Genomic DNA, 18,765 nt, shown 5'->3' on the forward strand with positions numbered 1-18,765 from the left:
TCACTGGCATGACGATCCACCGACTGATGACCACGATGGCCACCGAGCAGGTCCGCCAACTCGAGGACCTGTTGGCCGTCGACAGCACCCCGACCACAGACGACCGGACCGACGCCGCCGCCGAGCAGTAAGGCGCCAGCCGGACGAACGGACCCGGGCGGCGCACCCGGACGGTCTGGCCCACCGAGCCAGACCGCACGGAAGTCGCACATCAAACGCAGAGGCGCCCTCGTGCGAGGCGCCGCCGGATCCGTTACCGGTGCACCGCCACAGAGGTGCACCAGACCACCCGCCGACCGTCCTGACACCGTTTGCGCGAGGTTCAGGCCGGTCGGCGGGTGGTTTTTTTCTAGTTGCTCGGAGCAACCGTGATCTCGGTGGTCACGGAGTTCGCGATGAAGCACTCCTGGTGCGCGAGGTGGTGGATCCGCTCGAGCGTCTCGGCGTCCGGCTCGGCGCCGTTCCAGACGATCTTCGGGTTCAGCGTCACCTCGGTAATCGCCAGCCGGCCGTCCGCGTTCTTCGCCATCACACCGACCGCGTGGTCGTCGTACGCGTCGACCACCAGCCGCTTCCGAGCCGCGATCGCCAGGAACGTGAGCATGTGGCAGGACGACAGCGCCGCCACGAACGCCTCCTCCGGGTCGACCGGGCCCGGGTTGCCCAGGTACTTCGGGTTCGCCGAGCCAGGCACCGTGATCCCGCCGTCGAAGCGCCACTCGTGGTCGCGGTCGTAGGTGTCATAGGTGAACTCGTGCTCACCACGGCTCCAGCTCACGTCAACCACGTGCTCCGACATACTCACATCACCTTCCGACGACATCTCCACGGCACCAGTTTGGTGCTGTCACAGGGTTGCATCGTACGGCGGTGTGCCCGGGCAGCTTCGCGACGAAGTCGCTGTCGTACCGCGCGGCCATGCCCGCGACCGGCCAGTCCGTCGTCACCACCTGCGCACCGCTGGCCAGGGCGATCCCGAGCCGGCTGTAGTCCTTGTCCCGGATCGTCGCCATCGGCTCGTCCGACCGGGTCCGGATCAGGTAGCCCTTCGACACCAGCCGCTGGATCTCGGCCTGGTTCGCGCCCCGCGGGTCGTTCACCTGGGTGACCGCCGCGTCCGGCTCGCCCTCGGGACCGCGGGTGAAGACCGCCCGGCCCTCGAGGTTCTGGTGACCGGTCCGGTAGAGGTCGCGAATCGCGCCCGGGCCGCCGTTGTCGAAGTAGAACAGCACCTGGCCGCGGGCCTCGTCGAGCTTCGGCCAGCCCTTGGTCAGGACCGACTGCTCCAGCGTCAGGCCGGGCTTGCGGACGTCGTCCGGCGTCAGCAACTCCTTCTCGGAGAACACCGACCGGATCTCCTGGTCGACACCCTCCAGATTGGTCGCGTCCCACGGCGGCGACTGGACGCCGCCGGCCGCGACCACCTTCGGGTCGGACTGCTTGAGCTCGAGATTGATCGTGATCGGCACGTGGTTCGGGTGCTGGTCGGACCACGTCTTCACCTGCTGCAGGCACAGGACGAAGGTGTCGCAGGTGGTGTTGTAGTCGAAGTCCGGGATGTGCATGACCTTGATCCCGGGACGAGCCATCGCCGGGTCGGTGAGCGGTCCCTGCCCGGTCAGCTTCCGGATCAGCGGGTACGTGTACAGGCCGCCGGCCGGGTCCGGCAGCAGGTCGAGTTCGAGCGTGCGGACGTTCTGGTCCTCGAGCTGCTGCGTGATCGGCGCGTGCGAGTACCAGAGGTCGACCGAACCGGGGTTCTGGGCCTGCTGGACCTTCTGCTCGGCCGGGCTGAGCTCGCGGTGGTACGAGTTGTGCGACCCGATCATCTGGACCTGGTTGAACCGCAGGCCCGACCCGTTCTCCGCGGACGCGGAGTTCTCCCGGGTGAGCGCCGTACCGGCGACCCCGGAGGCGGCCAGCGCGACGGATGCGAGGCCGACGACGGCGGACTTGTTGATGCGCATACGAAGTTCCCCTCCTCATGAGCAACTGTCGGCAATCTGTCACAAAGAGGTGGCAACGTTGTCCCCCGGAGCGTGGACAATGAGTGAATGGTGACTTCGGGGGCTTATCCGCTGCGCCGGACGCCGACCCAGGACCGGGCGAGCCGGCAGGTCGAGCGGATCCTGGACGCGGCCTGTGCCGAGGTGGTCGAGCGCGGGTACGACGCGGCGTCGACGAGCGGGATCGCGAAGCGGGCCGAGATCGCGGTCGGCAGCGTGTACCGGTACTTCCCGGACAAGCGCAGCCTGATCCAGGCGATCGAGCGGCGGAACCAGGCGCGCTACACCGACGCGGTCCGCGAGCGGCTGGCCGATGTGACGAGCTGGCGCGCGGCGGTCGACGTCACGCTGGACACGTTCCGGGAGATGCATCGGAACGACCCGGGCTTCAAGGCGGTCGTGCTGAGCGGGCTCGGCGATCCGGAGCTGGAGGCGAAGCCGGGCGAGTTCGACGACCAGCACGCCGACGAGTTCGCGGAGCTGCTGGCGGGGCGCTTCGGCGCGCGGGACTCGCGGGACTTCCGCCTGGCCGTGACGCTCAGCATCACGATGGGCGAGGCGCTCGCGCACCTCGCGGACCGGCTGTCCGCGGACGAGGCGGAGTACGTTCTGGATCAGGGCCGGCCGGTGCTCTACAACCTGCTCGCCCCTCATCTTCCTGCTTGAGCCGGAGAGGAGGCTCAAGCAGGTGAACCGTCAGGCCGCGGAGGGCAGGCCCAGGGCCGGCCAGTGGCTGACCCGGCCGGCCAGGCGGGCCCGGCGGGGCGTCCGGACGTCGTACGCGACGATCACCCGGTCACCCTTGGCGTAAGTAATACGGCTCCCGACCGGGAACTTGCGAGCGACCTCGTACGGTCCCTCACCCCGGCGGGTGTAGTACTCGACGATGACCTCGGTGTAGATCGCCGGGGCACCGCTCTGCAGTTGGCCGCGGACCGGGCCACGCACCCGGATCACTCGTCCCGCGGTCTTCTCTTCCGTGCCGGTGGGGATCTGGGACGGCCGAAGACCGGCCAGAACTTCGGTCACGATGAAGGCCGCGACCACCAGCACCAGGCCGAACCCACCGAGTACAACGATCGTCAACATGGCACTCACCCCCGACGCGCCGCCCGCGAGCGACGCGGTCGTTTGTCGAAACTGCCCTTGCGCGGCTTTTGCCGCTCACCCGGTGGGACGCCACCGGACTCCACTTGGTTCCAGGTAAGTACAAAAACTTTTCTACAGGACCATAGTAGAGTCCGGTGGAGCGGTGTTTCTAGAGGTAGAGTTGACCTGAAGTTGTCAGTTTCCGCCCATTCCGAACTGGTACTGCGGTGGAACTGGCCGCTGTGTGCCAAGTGCCTCCTCGGCGGCCAGCCAGTAGTCGGTGAGCGGGTTCGCACCCTCCCGGACCGTGGCCAGCTGGATCCCCGCAGCGAGCAGTTCGTGCGCTGTGGCCGGGTCGCCGGTCTCCAGCGCGTGCCGGACACGCAGCAGCTGGATCCGCGGGTCGTCAGGCGCGTGCTTGAGCATCCCCTCCGCCCGCGGCACGTCGGTGTCGAGTGCGGCCGCGACGGCCTCCACGACGAGCGGCACCAGGTCGGGCACGAGCTCGACGGCGCGCTCGTAGTACTCCAGCTCTCCCGTGACAACACCGAGATTGCGTAGCGCCCAGGCGTTGTCCCCGGACTGCTGCCACGCCTCGATCGCACCGTCGACATCACCGTCGTAGTGCCGCGCGACGCCCCGGTGGTACCAGACGAGCCAGTTGTCCTCGGCCGCTTCCAGTAGGTCCCGCCACGCCACCAGAGTCCCGTCCGGTACGGCGTCAACCGCAGGCAACTGTCCGTCGAGCAACGGCAGCCACGCCTCCTCGCGGGACGTCATCGTGTCCTCGCTGAACGGCGTACCGTCCGACACGCTCCAGCCGGTGCGCTTGAGCTCCAGCGCACCCCACCCCGATCCGACTGCGAGTCGCTCCGCCGGGGCCTCATTCACAACGCCCAACCACTCAGCCTCACGCCCTGCCAACCCATCAAGCAGCACCCCCAACGCCGCGGCCCCCGCTTCCCGAGCGGTCTTCCAGTTCTGGGCGTGAGCAGCGCCGGCGTCCATCGCGACTCGTCCGTAGGCCTCCAACCAGTGCCACGATGTCGCAGCAGGAAGCTTCAAATGCTCCATCTGAGTCCGAGCGAGCCCCGCCTGAATCTCGGCGTACCCATCGCCCTCCAGCCCAGGGGACAACCACTCCTGCCACCGGTGTCCGCCGTCGCCCTGACCCCAGACGAAGAGCTTCCGCCCTTGCAGCCGCGAGGTCGACGCCTGCACCAATCCGTTGCCGTCCCCGTCGACGGACGCGATCCACGAGTGCTCCTCCGCCAGCGGTTCGAAGAAGTAGTCGACAGCTCGCGGGTGCCGCATCGGATAGGTCAGATCCGTCTCCACGTCGACCAGGTCGAGGCGGCTGCCGTACCCGAACCGCCAGGCCTGGTCCGCCGGCACGAGCACACGTCGATCCGGTGACTGCGGTACTGCGATGTTCGACCACCAGTACGCCGGAACCTCGACGTCGGACGGGTTCTGCAGCCGTACGCCGACGTACAGGAACTCCGAGTCCTCCGGGAGCCAGAAGTCGAGTTGGGTGACGAGGTTGCGGGTGCGTTCGAGCTCCCAGAGCCGCAGGACGGGCGTACCGTCCGGCCCTTCGACGCGGGCGGCGTGCATCGGCGCGCAGGTGCCGGTCCAGTGGCCGGTGCTGCCGACGTTCCACTCGACGCCGCCGGCGAACCAGGCGTTGCGGAGCGCGAGGTTCGCGGGCTGAAATACTGGGTTGCGGTAGAGCAACTCGGTCCCCTTGTGGACGAGCGAGTACAACCGGCCACCGAGGCTTGGCAGAACGGTCGCTCGGACGTGGTCGTTCTCCAGCACCAGAGCCGGCAGCGCTGTCTCGACCAGGGTGCGGTCGTACCCGTCCTGGTTCAGGCACGGCAGCGGGCTGTGCAGGCGCCCGTACTCGACGTTCTCCCGCAGGTCGGCGGGGAGCTCGGCGATGTTCTCGACGTGGTGCGGCTCGCGCTGGGTGCGGAGCGGCGCGAGCGGGTTCTCCGGACCGATCGAAGCTGCAGGAAGTACGACGTTTTGAACAGAAAGGATCGTCACAACCACATCCTCCCAAGTGCGCTATACATGGTCGCTATGGACGCTGATGTGATCGTCGTCGGGGCGGGGCTGGCCGGACTGGCCGCGACCGCCGAACTGGCCGACGCGGGCCGGAAGGTACTGCTGCTCGACCAGGAACCCGAGGCGTCGCTCGGCGGCCAGGCGTTCTGGTCGTTCGGCGGCCTGTTCTTCGTCGACTCGCCCGAACAACGCCGGATGGGCATCAAGGACTCCCACGGGCTGGCGATGCAGGACTGGCTCGGCTCGGCCGGGTTCGACCGGCTCGACGACGAGGACAAGTGGGCGCGGCAGTGGGCGGAGGCGTACGTCGACTGGGCGGCCGGCGAGAAACGTCCGTGGCTGCACGCGCAAGGCGTGCGGTTCTTCCCGGTCGTCGGCTGGGCCGAGCGCGGCGGGTACAACGCGGACGGCCACGGGAACTCGGTGCCGCGCTTCCACATCACATGGGGCACCGGGCCGGGCCTGGTCGCGCCGTTCGAGCGCCGCGTGCGGGAGGCCGTCGGGAAGGGGCTCGTCGAGTTCCGGTTCCGGCACCGGGTGGACGAGCTGACGGTGACGGGCGGTGTGGTCGACGGCGTCGCGGGCAAGGTGCTCGAGCCCAGCGACGTACTGCGTGGTGTGTCCAGCTCACGATCCGAGGTCAGCGACTTCCAGATGACCGCACAGGCGGTGATCGTCACGTCCGGCGGGATCGGCGGCAACCACGACCTCGTCCGCTCGCAGTGGCCGAAGCGGATGGGCGAGCCGCCGAAGCGGATGATCAGCGGTGTACCCGCGCATGTGGACGGCCGGATGCTCGCGATCACCGAGCAGGCCGGCGGCCGGTACGTGAACCGGGACCGGATGTGGCACTACACCGAAGGCATCCAGAACTGGGACCCGATCTGGCCGCAGCACGGCATCCGGATCCTGCCCGGACCGTCGTCGCTGTGGTTCGACGCGACCGGGAAGCGGCTGCCGGTGCCGTTGTTCCCCGGGTTCGACACGCTGGGGACGCTCGAGCACATCATGACGACCGGCTACGACTACACCTGGTTCGTCCTGACCCAGAAGATCATCGAGAAGGAGTTCGCGCTCTCCGGCCAGGAGCAGAACCCGGACCTGACCAACAAGGACGTCAGGGGCGTACTTGGCCGGGCCCGCGGAGGAGCAACGGCACCCGTACAGGCGTTCATGGACAAGGGCGCCGACTTCGTTGTCCGCGGCAACCTTCCGGACCTGGTCCGGGGGATGAACGACCTGACCGGCGACAACCTGATCAAGCTCGACGACCTCGAGCGGCAGATCGTCGCGCGGGACCGGGAGATGACCAACACGTTCACCAAGGACCTGCAGATCACCGCGCTGCGCGGCGCCCGCAACTACCGCGGCGACAAGCTGATCCGGGTCGCGTCCCCGCATCGGATCCTCGACCCGAAGGCCGGCCCGCTGATCGCCGTACGGCTGAACATCCTCACCCGCAAATCCCTGGGCGGCCTGCAGACCGATCTGGAGTCGCGCGTACTGCGGACCGACGGAACCCCGCTCCCCGGTGTCTACGCGGCCGGTGAGGTCGCCGGTTTCGGTGGCGGCGGCATCCACGGCTACCGATCGCTCGAAGGCACCTTCGTCGGCGGTTGCCTGTTCACCGGCCGTACGGCGGGACGCGCGGCCGCGAAGGCGGTGTCCTGAAGGCGGTGTCCTGAGGGACCACCGCCGGACCCGTTGTTGTGTGGTCCGATCCGATGTCCGAGCAGAAGGGCGGCTCCTAGCGTGACCGCATGCGCCGTCTCCTCAGCTTGCTCACCGCCACTGTCCTGCTCGCAGGTGTAACCGTGCCGGCCGAAGCTCACCGTGCCGTTCGCGTCCCGGGCGCCGAGTACCAACAGGTCGCACACCTGGACGACCTGACCACGGCCGGCACGGTCGCGTCGGGTCACACCAACCCCGCCGACTACGCCGGCCTCACGCACTCGGGTCTGCCGCAGCAGTCCGGCGTACCAGGGGTGCAGATCGACGGGTACTTCCCGGACAACTCGCAGACCAACACCAACCACGGGTGGAACCACGACTCGCAGTTCGTGATCCGGCTGCCGCGGACGTGGAACGGCGGACTCGTCGTGTCCGGATCACCCGGCGTGCGAGCGCAGTACGCGAACGACAAGGCGATCTCGGACTACGTGCTCTCACTGGGATACGCGTACGCCGCGACCGACAAGGGCAACACCGGCGCCGCGTTCTACACCGACGGCCTGCGTCCCGGCGACGCGATCGTCGAGTGGAACGTCCGTACGACGCAACTCGCGCGAGCCGCCCGCGCCACGGTGTCGCAGTACTACGGACACCCGGCGCGCGAGGTGGTCGCCGCGGGGATCTCGAACGGCGGCTACCTGGTCCGTTGGCAACTCGAGAACCACCCGGAGCTCTTCACCCGCGGCGTGGACCTGGAAGGCACGCTGTGGAAGGCCGATGGGCCGAACCTCTTCACGTACTTGCCTCAGGCAATCAAAGGCTACGAGCAGCACAACCCGGCTGCGATCGTCGCGGCGGGCTTCGACCCGCACTCGCAGTTCCTCTGGGATTACCACTACACGGTCTACTGGAAGCTGACCCAGCGCATCTACGCCGCCGAGCTCGACCCGACGTACAGCGGGAGCGAGGCGGACTACGACTACGCCCAGCGGCCCGAGGCGCACCGGGCGATCCAGCGGATCGCGCTCACCGGCAAGATCAAGAAGCCGCTGATCACCATCCAGGGCACGTACGACAGCCTGCTCCCGATCACCCAGGATTCCGACGTGTACGCCGAGATGGCCCGAAGCACCGGCCTGCACACGTACCAGCGGGTCGAGGCAGGCAACCACGTCGACGGCCTCGTCGACACCTACCCCGACCAACTGGTCCCGCTTGTCCCCCTGTTGCAGCGGGCGATCAGAACACCATCGTGAGCAGATCGGCGAACAGCTCCTGTTCGTCGATCTCCAGCCCGCGGTTCGTGAACCACGCGGCCATGTTGTGGCAGTCGCGGAGCAGGAAGTCCATGCCCTTGGGGTTGCCGACGATGTCCACGACCTGCGGCAGGTCGATCATCACGATCCGCTCCCCCTGGGCGAGGACGTTGTACGGCGAGAGGTCGCCGTGCGCCAGCCCGGCCCGGGCCAGTTCACGCATCCCGCCGCGGAGTTGCTCGAAGTACTGACCGAGCAGCTCCTTCGACGGCCGGACCTGGGCGAGCCGTGGCGCGGCACCGCCCTCACCGTCGTCGATGAACTCCATCAGCAGTTCGGTGCCGTCCACCTGGACGGGGTACGGCACCGGGACGCCGGCTTTCCACAACCGGTTGAGGGCGTCCCACTCGGCGTACGCCCACTGCCCGGCCGCGACGCTGCGGCCGTGCGCGGTCTTCTTGTGCATCGCCCGGCTGTCACGGCTGTTGCGCGTACGACGTCCTTCGACGTACGACGTACTGCGATGGAAGGACCGGTGCTCCTCGGTGCGGTACCGCTTCGCGGCCAGCAGGGAGGATTTCGCCGGGTTGTCGCCGATGGCTTCGACGGCCCGTTCGACCAGGAAGACGTCGGCTTCCTTACCGGTTTTGAGGACGCCGAGCTCGGTGTCGATCGCGGCCTGTTCCGTCACCACCCACGAGGGGCGGGGATCAGGCCCGCGAGAACCGCGCTCGACGTCCAGCCAGGTGGACCACCGCTGATCCGGTCCCAGTTCCTCGTCCACGGAGTGGAACTTGAAGACGAAGGCGTCGGAAGGATCCGGTTGGGACTCGTCACGGGCCAGATCTGCCCAGCGCGAGTCGAGGTCGGAGAAGTTACCTGAGTAATTAGCTGTGAGTTCGTACTCTGCAGACAACTGGTGTGCTCCTGAACGAAGAAGTGGAACTGACGCGGACATGCCGCAGCACAGTGATGGCCATCCGTCAGCCCTCCTTAGTCCAGGCAGCGTTCGCCGCCGCTCGGTCAACCCAGGATGCCCGCCCGATCGGGACCCCGCAACGTATTTACCGGAACTGCGATCGTGCGGTCGGGCGCAGCCGCAACTCCTGTGCCGGTTTCGCCGATCGGCAGACCAGTTCAGGGAGCACCCGCTGCTGCCAGACCCGCGACGCGGCGAGCTGCCGGCGATGCTCGTCGTACGCCGTGTCGTCGGCGAACCGCGCGAACCAGGTGAGCACCACCTCGTCCCGTAACGGCAGCGGCGGGAAGTTGTTCTCGGCAACCAAACTCTCGAGGACCGCGACCGGCTCTGCACCGGTCGCGGAGAGCACGGGCACGACCTGGTCGGTGAAGAACTCGACGAACCCGTCGTCCTCGGCAGCGCGGTGGTAGACCGCGCCACCGATCACTGAAGTCGCAGGACTGTCCGGCCTGGGAGCATCGAGGGTCGGATAGCCGGCCCCGAGCTGCACGGGCTTCAGCAGCAGGGCGTTGTCCGAGTCGATCATCGTCACGTTCGCCGCCGCGGCGTGCGCGCGCCAGACCGGGCCGTAGTAGAACGCGTTCAGCGCGTCCGCCCGCGCGGGCAGGTCGCGGAACCCGCGGATCCAGACGAACCGATCCGGGTCGTCCAGATCGCGGAACTGACCGACGATGTGCATACCGGTCTGTTCCTGCCCCTCCACGAGGTACGTGTCGAAGACTTCGATCAGGTCGTCCCGTTGCCCGGGGTGCAACGTGTACTGGCGCAGGTCGACGACGGCGCAACACTCGTTCATGAATGTGAGCAAACCACTGAAACCTGACAGTTACTGTCAGGCGACAAGCGTTTCAAGCACCCGTAACAGTCGGGTACTTGAAAGCTCGGGCCGAGTTTGATCTGGTGGAGCTAGTGGTTCAGCCCCCTGCCACCAAGCATGTACGACGACACGACGAGGTATCTCCCGTGACGATCGCAACTGCAGAACGCGCCAAGCAGAACATCGCCGACGCCACGCACGAGCTGCTGCTCGAGGCGGACAGCGTCCCCGATCCCCGGCACCAGGCGTGCCTCGACGAGGTCGTCCTCCTGAACGCGCCGGTGGCGAGGTCGATCGCCTCGCGGTACCGCAGCAAGGGTGTGGACGCCGACGATCTCGAGCAGGTCGCGTACCTCGGACTGGTGAAGGCCGCCAATGGCTACAAGCTGGAGGCGTCGACGGCGTTCCTGTCGTACGCCGTACCGACGATCCGCGGTGAGCTGAAACGGTACTTCCGGGACTGCGCCTGGACGATCCGGCCGCCGCGCCGGGTGCAGGAGATGCAGGGCAACATCGCCGCCGCGGAGCCCGAGCTGATCCAGCGGCTCGGTCACGTGCCGACCGACGAGGAGACCGCGGAAGCGCTCGGCACCGATCCGTCCGAGGTCGCCGAAGCCACCTCGGTCCGCGGCTGCTTCAGCACGCTCTCGCTGGACGCGCCCGGTACGTCGGACGGCGGGACGAGCCTGCTGGAGACGGTCGCCGACGCCGAGGACGGCTACGACCTGGTCGAGAACGTCCACACCCTGACGCCGGCGGTCGCGAACCTCGGCGAGCGGGACAAGCGCATCCTCCAGCTCCGGTTCTGCAACGGCTTCACGCAGGAGGAGATCGGCCAGGAGCTCGGCGTCAGCCAGATGCAGGTCTCCCGCCTGCTCCGCGGCATCCTCGAAACCCTCCGCGCCGAACTGGCCGTGCAACGGGGCCCCAGCGGCTGCTGATTCGGGTACCGTCGCCTTCGTGGACTTCGAGGAGGCGGCCGATACGGTCTATGCGGCGCCGGCAGCCGACTTCATTGCTACTCGCAACGAGCTGGCCAAGCAGCTGAAGGCCGGCGGCGACGCGATCGGGTCGACCCGGCTGAAGGCGCTGCGCAAGCCGACGGTCGCGGCCTGGATCGCGAACCTGGTCGCCCGCACGCTGCCCGACGAGCTCGACGACCTGCTCGCGCTCGGCGACGAGTTCCGGGAGGCGACCGCCGATCTCGACGGCGAGCGGCTGCGGGACCTGACACCGAAGCGTCACCGGCTCCTGGACAAGCTGTCCAAGGAAGCCGTCCGGCTGGCCGCCGACGAAGGCCAGAAGGTCAGCGCGGACGTCGCCCAGAAGCTCCGCGAGACGCTCGACGCCGCGCTGGTGGACCCCGCCGCGGGCGACGCCGTACGCGAGGGCCGGTTGAGCAGCGCGCTGCGGCACGTCGGCTTCGGTGTCGTCGACGAGAACGGCGAACCGTCCAACGTCACCCCGCTCACCGACGAGCGCCGTCAGGCCGCCCGCGACCGCCGGAAGGCGCAGCATGCCGAGGAGTCGGCGACGGTCCGGACGAAGCAGGAGGCGGAGGAGCGGGAACGCGAGGCCGAGGAGCGGGAGGCCGCCGCCAAGGCCGAGGCCAAGAAGGCCTTCGAGGAGGCGGTCGCCACCGCGCAGACGGCCGAGGCCAGGGTCGAGGATCTCGACTCCCAGCTCGACAACGCCCGCGAAGCACTCGCCGAGGCCCAGGCCCTCGTGCACCGCCTCGGCGGCGAGCTCGACGAGGCACGTCGGGAGGCCCGCGACGCCCAGAAACAGAGCCGCGAGGCCCGGAAGCGCTACAACCGGCTCTGAACTGGGTACCGGCCGGGGCGGCGGAAAGGAGCCGGCGATGGCACGGGCGATCTGGAGCGGGTACATCAACTTCGGACTGGTCTCGGTACCGGTCGGTCTGTACAGCGCGACCCGGGAACACGAGATCGACTTCCACCAGTTCCAGAAGGGGACGTCGGACCGGATCCGGTACAAGCGGGTGAACGAACGCACCGGCCGCGAGGTCCCGTACGAAAAGATCGTGAAGGGGCACGACGTCGGCGGCGGCGAGTACGTGATCGTCGAGCCCGACGAGCTGGACGACATCGCACCCGGCAAGTCCCGGTCGCTGGAGATCGACACGTTCGTCGATCTGGACGAGATCGACCCGATGCACTTCCAGAAGAGCTACTACCTCGGCCCGTCGGATCCCGAGAACGCCTCGTCGTACGCGCTGCTCCGGGACGCGCTGGCCAAGACGAACCGCGCGGGGATCGCGAAGTTCGTGATGCGCGGCAAGGAGTACCTGGCGACGATCCGGGCCGACGAGAAGGTGCTTGTGCTCGAGACCATGTTCTTCGCCGACGAGATCCGCGATCCGGACGAGGAGCTCGGCGATCTGCCGCGCAAGGCCGGCGCCGGCAAGCAGTTGTCGATGGCGGTCGACCTGATCGAGGCGATGAGCGGCGAGTGGAAGCCGGCGTCGTACCAGGACACCTACACCGAGCGGGTCAAGGAACTGGTCAAGACCAAGCATCAGGGCAAGGAGATCGTCTACTCCGAGGAGGAGCCGCAGGCGACGAACCCGACCGACCTGGTCGCCGCCCTCCGCGCCAGCGTCGAGGAGGCCCGCAAGGCCCGCGGAGCGAAGAAGAAGACCACGACAAAGAAGACGGCGGCCAAGAAGAAGACCAGTCGGACCAAGAAGAAGGCTGCCTAGTTGTTGCTGTTGCCCAGGAGGTAGTGGCCGGGGTTGGACGGAGCGCCGGCGTCCAGCCAGCGGTTGAAGCCGTCCGGGTTACGGCGTTCGAACTCGTCGAGGCAGATCCGGCGGACCTCGGCGACGGCCTGCCGGTCGCGGGGATCGGCGCCCTGGCCGAGCTGCGTGGCGGTCTCAGACCAGACCCCGCAGAGCTCCTCGATGGAGAGAGGGCACTGCAGCGACGCGATCAGCTTCTCGTCCTCCACGACCTGAATCTCGGTCAGGCGCACCAGTTTGCGTTGCTCACGCGACGGACGCAGGCGCGGAACCCGATCGGGTACGGCGAGGTCGACCAGCACGAACAGTGCGGCCAGAATCAGCGCCGTCGCCACCCCGAGTGCACCCCAGGCGAGCAACCGCACCAGCCCCGGCAGACACAACACCGCGGCAGCCGCCGTACCCGCGACCAGGGCCGCCGAGCCGTACGGCGCATCGTCCGTCACATGCCGGACCACCGCGGCCAGCGGCCAGACCAGCGCGAACACCACGACCAGCAGGATCGACGCCGCGAGCGGACCGAGCAACAGGACGCCCGCGAGCGCGCCGGCTGTCCCGACTCCGAGACCGGCCGCGATCCCCACCCGCCGTACCCAGGAAAGCTGCATCACCAAGGCTCACTCACCGTCACCACACCCCACAGAGTCCCCCTCCCACAGAGAACGAACAACCCCCAAGCGCGGTTCCCCGAACCGACGGGGTGACCTGTTCAACTCGTGGGCGGAGCTGTGTTCGGCGCGGCGATCCCGGATCATGGATGAAATGAGGACCTTCGCCGAACGCGTCCGCGGCCTCGCCCCGGCCCCGTGGGAGCACGATACAGAGCTGCTCCGCGGCCTGTACGACGCTCAGCTCGGCAGCCGGCACGCGGACCTCGCGGCCCGCTGGATGCAGTCCCAGGGCACCGGCTTCTACACGATCGGCTCGGCCGGTCACGAGGGCAACGCGGCCGTCGCCGCCGCCCTGCAGCCGACCGATCCGGCCCTCCTGCACTACCGGTCCGGCGCCTTCTACCTGACTCGCGCGGCCCAGTGCGGCTCGAAGGAGGGCCTGCGCGACATCCTGCTCGGTGTCGCGGCGGCGACCACCGAGCCGATCGCGGGCGGCCGGCACAAGGTGTTCGGCCGCCACGAGCTCTCGGTCATCCCGCAGACGTCGACGATCGCCTCCCACCTGCCGCGGGCGATGGGCGTCGCGTTCTCGATGAACCGGTCGGCGAAGCTCGGCGTACCGTCCCCGTGGCCCTCCGACGCGATCGTGGTGACCAGCTTCGGCGACGCGTCCGCGAACCACTCGACCGCGACCGGCGCGATCAACGCTGCCCTGCACGCGTCGTACCAGGGTCTGCCGATGCCGTTGCTGCTGATCTGCGAGGACAACGGGATCGGCATCAGCGTGCGCACCCCTGACGGCTGGATCCGGCAGGCATACGGCTCGCGCCCCGGCCTGCGGTACTTCGATGCGGACGGCACCGACCTGGACGCGGCCCTGTCGATGGCGACCGAGGCGGCCACGTTCGTACGGCGGAACCGGCGCCCGGCGTTCCTGCGGTTGCGCACGGTCCGCCTGCTCGGCCACGCGGGCTCCGACGTCGAGGCGGCGTACCGGTCCCCCGCGGAGCTGGCCGCGGACGAGGAGCTCGACCCGCTGCTCGGTACCGCGCGCTACCTGCTCGGAGCCGGCTACTCCGCCGACGAGATCATCGAGCTGTACGACGAGAAGCACGCCGAGGCGCTCCGGATCGCGGCCGAGGTCGCGGGCCTCCCCCAGCTCACCTCGCCCGAAGTCGTCGCCGCGCCCCTGCGTTTCCCCGAGCCGGAAGCGGTTGCCGACGCGTTGCCGCAGCGGACGCCCGCCGCGGAACCGTTGACGCTCAGCCAGTCGATCAACCGCGCGCTGAGCGACGTACTGGCGTCCTACCCGGAGGCGATGGTCTTCGGTGAGGACGTCGGTCGCAAGGGCGGCGTGTACGGCGTGACGCGCGGGCTGCAGAAGGCGTTCGGGCCGCCCCGCGTCTTCGACACGTTGCTGGACGAGCAGTCGATCCTGGGGCTCGCGCTCGGCGCCGGCGTCTCGGGCCTGCTGCCGATCCCCGAGATCCAGTACCTCGCCTATCTGCACAACGCCGAGGACCAGCTCCGCGGCGAGGCGGCGTCGCTGAAGTTCTTCTCGCAGGAGCAGTACTCGAACCCGATGGTGCTGCGGATCGCCGGCTACGGCTACCAGAAGGGGTTCGGCGGCCACTTCCACAACGACGACGCGATCGGCGTCCTGCGGGACATCCCGGGGATCGTGATCGCGTCACCGTCCCGTCCGGACGACGCGGCCGCGATGCTGCACGCGTGTACGGCGGCAGCCCGGTCGTCCGGCACCGTCAGCGTGTTCCTCGAGCCGATCGCGCTCTACCACCGGCGGGACCTGTACGAGGACGGCGACGAGCAGTGGCTGGCGTCGTACCCCGACGAGCCGGTGCCGATCGGGCGCGGCCGGACGTACGGCGACGGCACCGAGCTGACGATCGTCACGTTCGGGAACGGCGTACCGATGAGTCTGCGGGTGGCAGCCCGGGTCCCGGGGGTCCGGGTCCTCGACCTGCGCTGGCTGGCGCCGTTGCCGGTCGAGGACTTGTTGCGCGAGGCAAACATCACCGGACGGGTGCTGGTCGCCGACGAGACCCGCCGGTCCGGCGGGGTGTCCGAGGGCGTCCTGGCCACGCTGATCGACCACGGGTACGCCGGGCGGCTGGCCCGGGTGACGAGCTACGACTCGTACGTCCCGCTCGGCGCGGCCGCGCACGACGTACTGCTGAGCGAACAGACCATCGAGAAGGCGGCCCGCGAACTGCTCAGCTGAAGAGCCGCTGCCAGAAGGACTTCTTCCTCGGGCGGTGCTCCTCGGCGGGCAGTGGACGCGGTTCGCGCGCGGGGCGTTCCATCCGCCACTGGGCGATGACCACGTCCTCGTCCACCAGTCCTGTCGGCACGACCGGTCCGGTGGTGTCGCGGATGCTGAGCCGGATCCGCTTGTTGAGGTCGGCCAGGTACTCGCGGACCTCGGACTCGCGCCGCATCCCGCGGACCTTCTCGTGGACCTGCTGCTTCTCCTTGCGGAGCAGGACGGCCGGTGGCAGCAACGCCTCGGTCTCGACGTCCTCGCGGCGGATGAAGTCCTTCACCCACCAGTCGGGATCGTGCTGGTCCGCCAGCTTCAGTGGTTTGCCGGCACCGGGCAGGTCGTCGAACTCGCCCTGGTTCTGCGCGAGCTTGATCTGCGACTCGACCCACTCCTGGTTACTCATGCCCGGTGGTCTGCGCTTGGTCATGGCCACACCGCCTGTCATCATCGACAGCTTCTTCGTACGAGCAGAATACCGGCTTGTGAATGCGATCACAAGGCATACTCATGAGGTGGAGCTGACCGACGAAGAGATCGCGGCGATGACACCGCAGGAGCGGCGGGAGCTGATCCTCCGGCTCGCGCCGCGTCCTCCCGGGCTGCCGTCCCGGCGGACGATCGACCGGATCCGCAAGTGGCGGACGGTCCTGATGCTGGTCTGCGCGGCCGCCCTGATCCCGTGGACCGTGTACCTGGCGATCACTCTGCCCAGTCACTACGTCGCGCGGAACTGGGTCGCGACCTGGGTCGGGTTCGACATCCTGCTGCTCACGATGCTGGTGCTGACCGCGCTGGCCGGCTGGAAGCGCAAGCAGTTCGTGTTCCCGACGGCGTTCGCGTCCGGCGTCCTGCTGATCTGCGACGCCTGGTTCGACGTGATGACCAGCCAGCGCGGCGGCGACCTGACCCAGGCGCTGCTCAGCGCGTTCCTGGTCGAGTTGCCGCTGGCCGTCGTACTGATCGCCGGCCCGCTCCGCCTGCTCCGGTACGTCGCGATCCGGCACGGCATGATCCACCCCGATTCCCGCCTGTGGCGGATGCCGATCCCGATCCCTGACCTCTACCCCGACCACAAAGTGCCGCCTCGCACCTAAGGTGGGTTCAAGGGGGCGTTATGACTGACGTAGAGGTGAGCGTAGGGGCTGCGGACGTGTCGGTGGCGGTCCACGACACGGTGACGGTGAGGCTGCCGGAGAACGGCACCACCGGCTATGTCTGGTCCATCGCGAAGCGCGGGGAGGGACTCTCCCTCGCGGACGACCGCGGTGTCGCGGCGGCCGCGGGCGGGGCAGTTGGTGCAGGTGGGGAGCACATCTTCCAGCTGCGGGCCGAGCAAGCGGGTGAGTGGCAGGTCGAGTTCCGGCTGGCCCGGGAGTGGGAGTCCGGCGTGCTCGAGGAACGGCGGCTCACGGTGCGAGTGAGCTGAGACAGACCAATGGCCCGGACACCGGCTGGCGCGCCGGGCCCGAGCCATCGTGTCAGTGGATCACCAGAGGTAGATCTCGTAGATCATCCCGTCGGCCTCTTCACGCAGGCTGGCGGGCCGGTTGGTCTGTCGCGCCTGGCTTGCCAGTGTCACCAGGGCCTGGAACGAGCCGTCGCGGCCGTTGAAGATCTTCTTCCAGCCGACGCCGACGATGTGCACGAACGCGTTGCGCGTCTGGTCGATGGACCACAGCGCGTCGATCTGTACGTTCGTGTGCCAGCTGACGGTGACGCCGTCGGCGGTCACCGCACCTGCGGTACTCGGCGGGGTCAGGGTCGGTCCGGCCGCCGATTCCACGACGATCGCGGCGATCTGCTCATCGGTGATGGTCGGCACCGCGAGCCCGCCTGCTTCAGAGGTGGACAGCTCGCCCGGCGGCGTCAAGGTCGGTCCGGCGTGGGTATTGGTAGTGGTCATGATCGGCTCCTCACCATGCGTAGATCTGTGTGACGCTGCCGTTGTTCTCGTACAGCCCGACTTGGCGGCCGAGAGCCTTCGCAGCTGCGAGCTCGGAGGCCATCGCGTGGGACGTGACCGGCGATCCGCTGTCCAGGTGCAGCCAGCCACGCTGGGCGCCGTGCACCCACAGGTTCGCGTCGGACTCGTTGCTCCACAGGGCGGTGACCAGTTGGTTGGGCAGCCAAGCCGTCAGCGCGACGCCGCGCACTGCGCAGGTCTGGTAGGACTCGATGCCGCACTCGCCGTACCCGATGCGGAAGTAGCCCGAGTCGCCCCAGCCGGCACCCCAGCTGTTCCGGGCGATCCAGCACTGCTGCGCGTCGTCGTACCCGATCAGAACGACGCAGTGGCCGCCGGCGAGGTTGCCGGCGACGTGCTTGTAGACGCCGGTCCGGTAGCTGAAGAAGTCCTGGAAGACGTTGAAGCAGGCAGTCACCGCGCCGTACGTGGAGATGTCTTGCTTCATCTGCAGCGCGTTGCCGGAGATGGTGGCCCAGTCCGTCACCTTGACCAGCTGGTTCGGCCAGTCGGCGTTGATCTTGGTGTTCCCGTCCTGGTCGCCGGCGGTGTACGGGTAGTAGTTCTCGAAGGTCACGCCGGTCGCCTTGGCGTGGGTGAGAGCGCGCTCGGGCCACCAGCCGTTGCCGCAGTTCCGCCCTTCGGACCGCGCGTAGATGTAGAACAGCTGGGCCTCGGACAGGTCCACCGGCATGGTCGTACGCCGCGTGTACCTGAACACGACCTCCGTGGCGCCGGCGGTGCCGAACGCGACACAGGAGCCACAGCCGCCCTGATCCTTCACCGGCGAGTCGTAACTGACGCCGCCGACCTTGCGGACGTCGAACGCGGCCGGAGCGCCGATGTTCTCTGCCTTCGCCGCGATCGCCGCGGCGGCATCGGCCGCAGCCGTCTCCTGCAGTTCCGGACGCGGCGGGACACCCAGCCGGATCACGCGCTCGCTCTCCTCGAGGGCCGTGATCGAGGTGTACGCCATTTCCCACGGTTGGCCTGCGGCTTCCAGTGCCGCCGTCAGTGTTTTCAGCTCGAGCGGACGCGGGCCCGAATTGTCAGCCATTGGACAAATACCCCCTGATTGATTTCGGCGCGCCACGAAACACCACCGCAGACAGGCCGGAGCGCATGGCCGACAGGCAAGCAAGAATTGATGTTTCCCCCACCGGACCAGCGGAAATCCCAACCGGATCTCCAGCTCCGAACGTATGCCTGTTCGAGTCGCACGGCAACACCTGCCTCCGGTATCGCAGCCGTG

20 protein-coding genes are annotated in these 18,765 nt (G+C 68.3%); 10 read left to right on the plus strand and 10 right to left on the minus strand.

Features of this window, described 5'->3' with window-relative positions:
* The first annotated feature begins 8 nt into the window (after positions 1–8).
* Positions 9–131, plus strand: coding sequence for a hypothetical protein (locus tag EV649_RS42005; protein ID WP_277875649.1), 123 nt, complete (start codon positions 9–11; stop codon positions 129–131).
* A 218-nt stretch (positions 132–349) separates the two neighbouring features.
* Here the strand turns inward: EV649_RS42005 and EV649_RS12760 are convergent, their stop codons facing one another.
* Complete coding sequence (locus EV649_RS12760; RefSeq protein ID WP_130383412.1) at positions 350–799, minus strand: OsmC family protein; 450 nt, start codon at positions 797–799, stop codon at positions 350–352.
* Between the two features lie 7 nt (positions 800–806).
* On the minus strand, positions 807–1,967 hold the full coding sequence (locus tag EV649_RS12765; protein WP_130383413.1) for a phosphatidylinositol-specific phospholipase C1-like protein: 1,161 nt from the start codon (positions 1,965–1,967) through the stop codon (positions 807–809).
* An 87-nt stretch (positions 1,968–2,054) separates the two neighbouring features.
* On the opposite strand from EV649_RS12765, the gene EV649_RS12770 reads away from it, so the two are divergent.
* Positions 2,055–2,672, plus strand: coding sequence for a TetR/AcrR family transcriptional regulator (locus EV649_RS12770; RefSeq protein ID WP_130383414.1), 618 nt, complete (start codon positions 2,055–2,057; stop codon positions 2,670–2,672).
* Positions 2,673–2,702: 30 nt separating this feature from the next.
* Here EV649_RS12770 and EV649_RS12775 read toward each other — a convergent pair whose 3' ends face one another.
* Positions 2,703–3,095 carry a DUF3592 domain-containing protein gene (locus EV649_RS12775; protein ID WP_238151433.1) on the minus strand — a complete coding sequence of 131 codons (393 nt, stop codon included), beginning with the start codon at positions 3,093–3,095 and terminating at the stop codon, positions 2,703–2,705.
* Positions 3,096–3,290: 195 nt separating this feature from the next.
* Positions 3,291–5,147 (minus strand): DUF5107 domain-containing protein, encoded by a 1,857-nt coding sequence (locus EV649_RS12780; RefSeq protein ID WP_130383415.1) that lies wholly within the window; start codon positions 5,145–5,147, stop codon positions 3,291–3,293.
* Positions 5,148–5,183: 36 nt separating this feature from the next.
* Here EV649_RS12780 and EV649_RS12785 point away from each other — a divergent pair, with 36 nt between their 5' ends.
* Positions 5,184–6,839 (plus strand): FAD-binding dehydrogenase, encoded by a 1,656-nt coding sequence (locus tag EV649_RS12785; RefSeq protein ID WP_198682419.1) that lies wholly within the window; start codon positions 5,184–5,186, stop codon positions 6,837–6,839.
* Positions 6,840–6,928: 89 nt separating this feature from the next.
* On the plus strand, positions 6,929–8,095 hold the full coding sequence (locus tag EV649_RS12790; RefSeq protein ID WP_130383417.1) for a prolyl oligopeptidase family serine peptidase: 1,167 nt from the start codon (positions 6,929–6,931) through the stop codon (positions 8,093–8,095).
* Here EV649_RS12790 and EV649_RS12795 read toward each other — a convergent pair.
* Together EV649_RS12795 and EV649_RS12800 are read right to left on the minus strand one after the other, a co-directional pair.
* A complete protein-coding gene (locus EV649_RS12795) occupies positions 8,079–9,011 on the minus strand; it encodes an RIO1 family regulatory kinase/ATPase (protein WP_241998054.1) in 933 nt (310 codons plus the stop codon). The genes EV649_RS12790 and EV649_RS12795 overlap by 17 nt on opposite strands.
* A 148-nt stretch (positions 9,012–9,159) precedes the next feature.
* Positions 9,160–9,873, minus strand: a complete 714-nt coding sequence (locus EV649_RS12800) for an NIPSNAP family protein (protein ID WP_130383419.1) — start codon at positions 9,871–9,873, stop codon at positions 9,160–9,162.
* A gap of 167 nt (positions 9,874–10,040) precedes the next feature.
* Between EV649_RS12800 and EV649_RS12805 the strand changes: the two genes are divergently transcribed.
* The 3 genes from EV649_RS12805 to EV649_RS12815 are packed head-to-tail and all read left to right on the plus strand — an operon-like array spanning position 10,041 to position 12,616.
* Positions 10,041–10,835, plus strand: coding sequence for a sigma-70 family RNA polymerase sigma factor (locus EV649_RS12805; protein ID WP_241998055.1), 795 nt, complete (start codon positions 10,041–10,043; stop codon positions 10,833–10,835).
* A 19-nt stretch (positions 10,836–10,854) separates the two neighbouring features.
* Positions 10,855–11,718: a hypothetical protein gene (locus EV649_RS12810; RefSeq protein WP_130383420.1), complete on the plus strand. Its 864-nt coding sequence runs from the start codon at positions 10,855–10,857 to the stop codon at positions 11,716–11,718.
* A 37-nt stretch (positions 11,719–11,755) separates the two neighbouring features.
* Positions 11,756–12,616 (plus strand): Ku protein, encoded by an 861-nt coding sequence (locus EV649_RS12815; RefSeq protein WP_130383421.1) that lies wholly within the window; start codon positions 11,756–11,758, stop codon positions 12,614–12,616.
* On the opposite strand, the gene EV649_RS12820 is transcribed toward EV649_RS12815, so the two are convergent.
* Entirely contained in the window at positions 12,613–13,263 is a 651-nt protein-coding gene (locus EV649_RS12820; protein WP_130383422.1) for a hypothetical protein, read from the minus strand. The genes EV649_RS12815 and EV649_RS12820 overlap by 4 nt on opposite strands.
* Positions 13,264–13,417: 154 nt before the next feature.
* Here EV649_RS12820 and EV649_RS12825 point away from each other — a divergent pair, with 154 nt between their 5' ends.
* Positions 13,418–15,508: a thiamine pyrophosphate-dependent enzyme gene (locus EV649_RS12825; protein WP_241998057.1), complete on the plus strand. Its 2,091-nt coding sequence runs from the start codon at positions 13,418–13,420 to the stop codon at positions 15,506–15,508.
* On the opposite strand, the gene EV649_RS12830 is transcribed toward EV649_RS12825, so the two are convergent.
* A complete protein-coding gene (locus tag EV649_RS12830) occupies positions 15,501–15,953 on the minus strand; it encodes a DUF1992 domain-containing protein (protein ID WP_241998058.1) in 453 nt (150 codons plus the stop codon). The two genes, EV649_RS12825 and EV649_RS12830, sit on opposite strands and share 8 nt — an antisense overlap.
* A gap of 109 nt (positions 15,954–16,062) precedes the next feature.
* Here EV649_RS12830 and EV649_RS12835 point away from each other — a divergent pair, with 109 nt between their 5' ends.
* A complete protein-coding gene (locus EV649_RS12835; RefSeq protein WP_198682420.1) occupies positions 16,063–16,644 on the plus strand; it encodes a hypothetical protein in 582 nt (193 codons plus the stop codon).
* Between the two features lie 20 nt (positions 16,645–16,664).
* Positions 16,665–16,976, plus strand: coding sequence for a protease inhibitor I42 family protein (locus EV649_RS12840; RefSeq protein ID WP_130383425.1), 312 nt, complete (start codon positions 16,665–16,667; stop codon positions 16,974–16,976).
* Between the two features lie 60 nt (positions 16,977–17,036).
* Here EV649_RS12840 and EV649_RS12845 read toward each other — a convergent pair whose 3' ends face one another.
* Positions 17,037–17,453 carry a hypothetical protein gene (locus tag EV649_RS12845; RefSeq protein ID WP_130383426.1) on the minus strand — a complete coding sequence of 139 codons (417 nt, stop codon included), beginning with the start codon at positions 17,451–17,453 and terminating at the stop codon, positions 17,037–17,039.
* Positions 17,454–17,463: 10 nt separating this feature from the next.
* On the minus strand, positions 17,464–18,570 hold the full coding sequence (locus EV649_RS12850; protein ID WP_130383427.1) for a C1 family peptidase: 1,107 nt from the start codon (positions 18,568–18,570) through the stop codon (positions 17,464–17,466).
* Between the last annotated feature and the right edge of the window lie 195 nt (positions 18,571–18,765).

This window comes from Kribbella sp. VKM Ac-2569 (genome assembly GCF_004216905.1).
Classification (GTDB): Bacteria; Actinomycetota; Actinomycetes; order Propionibacteriales; family Kribbellaceae; genus Kribbella.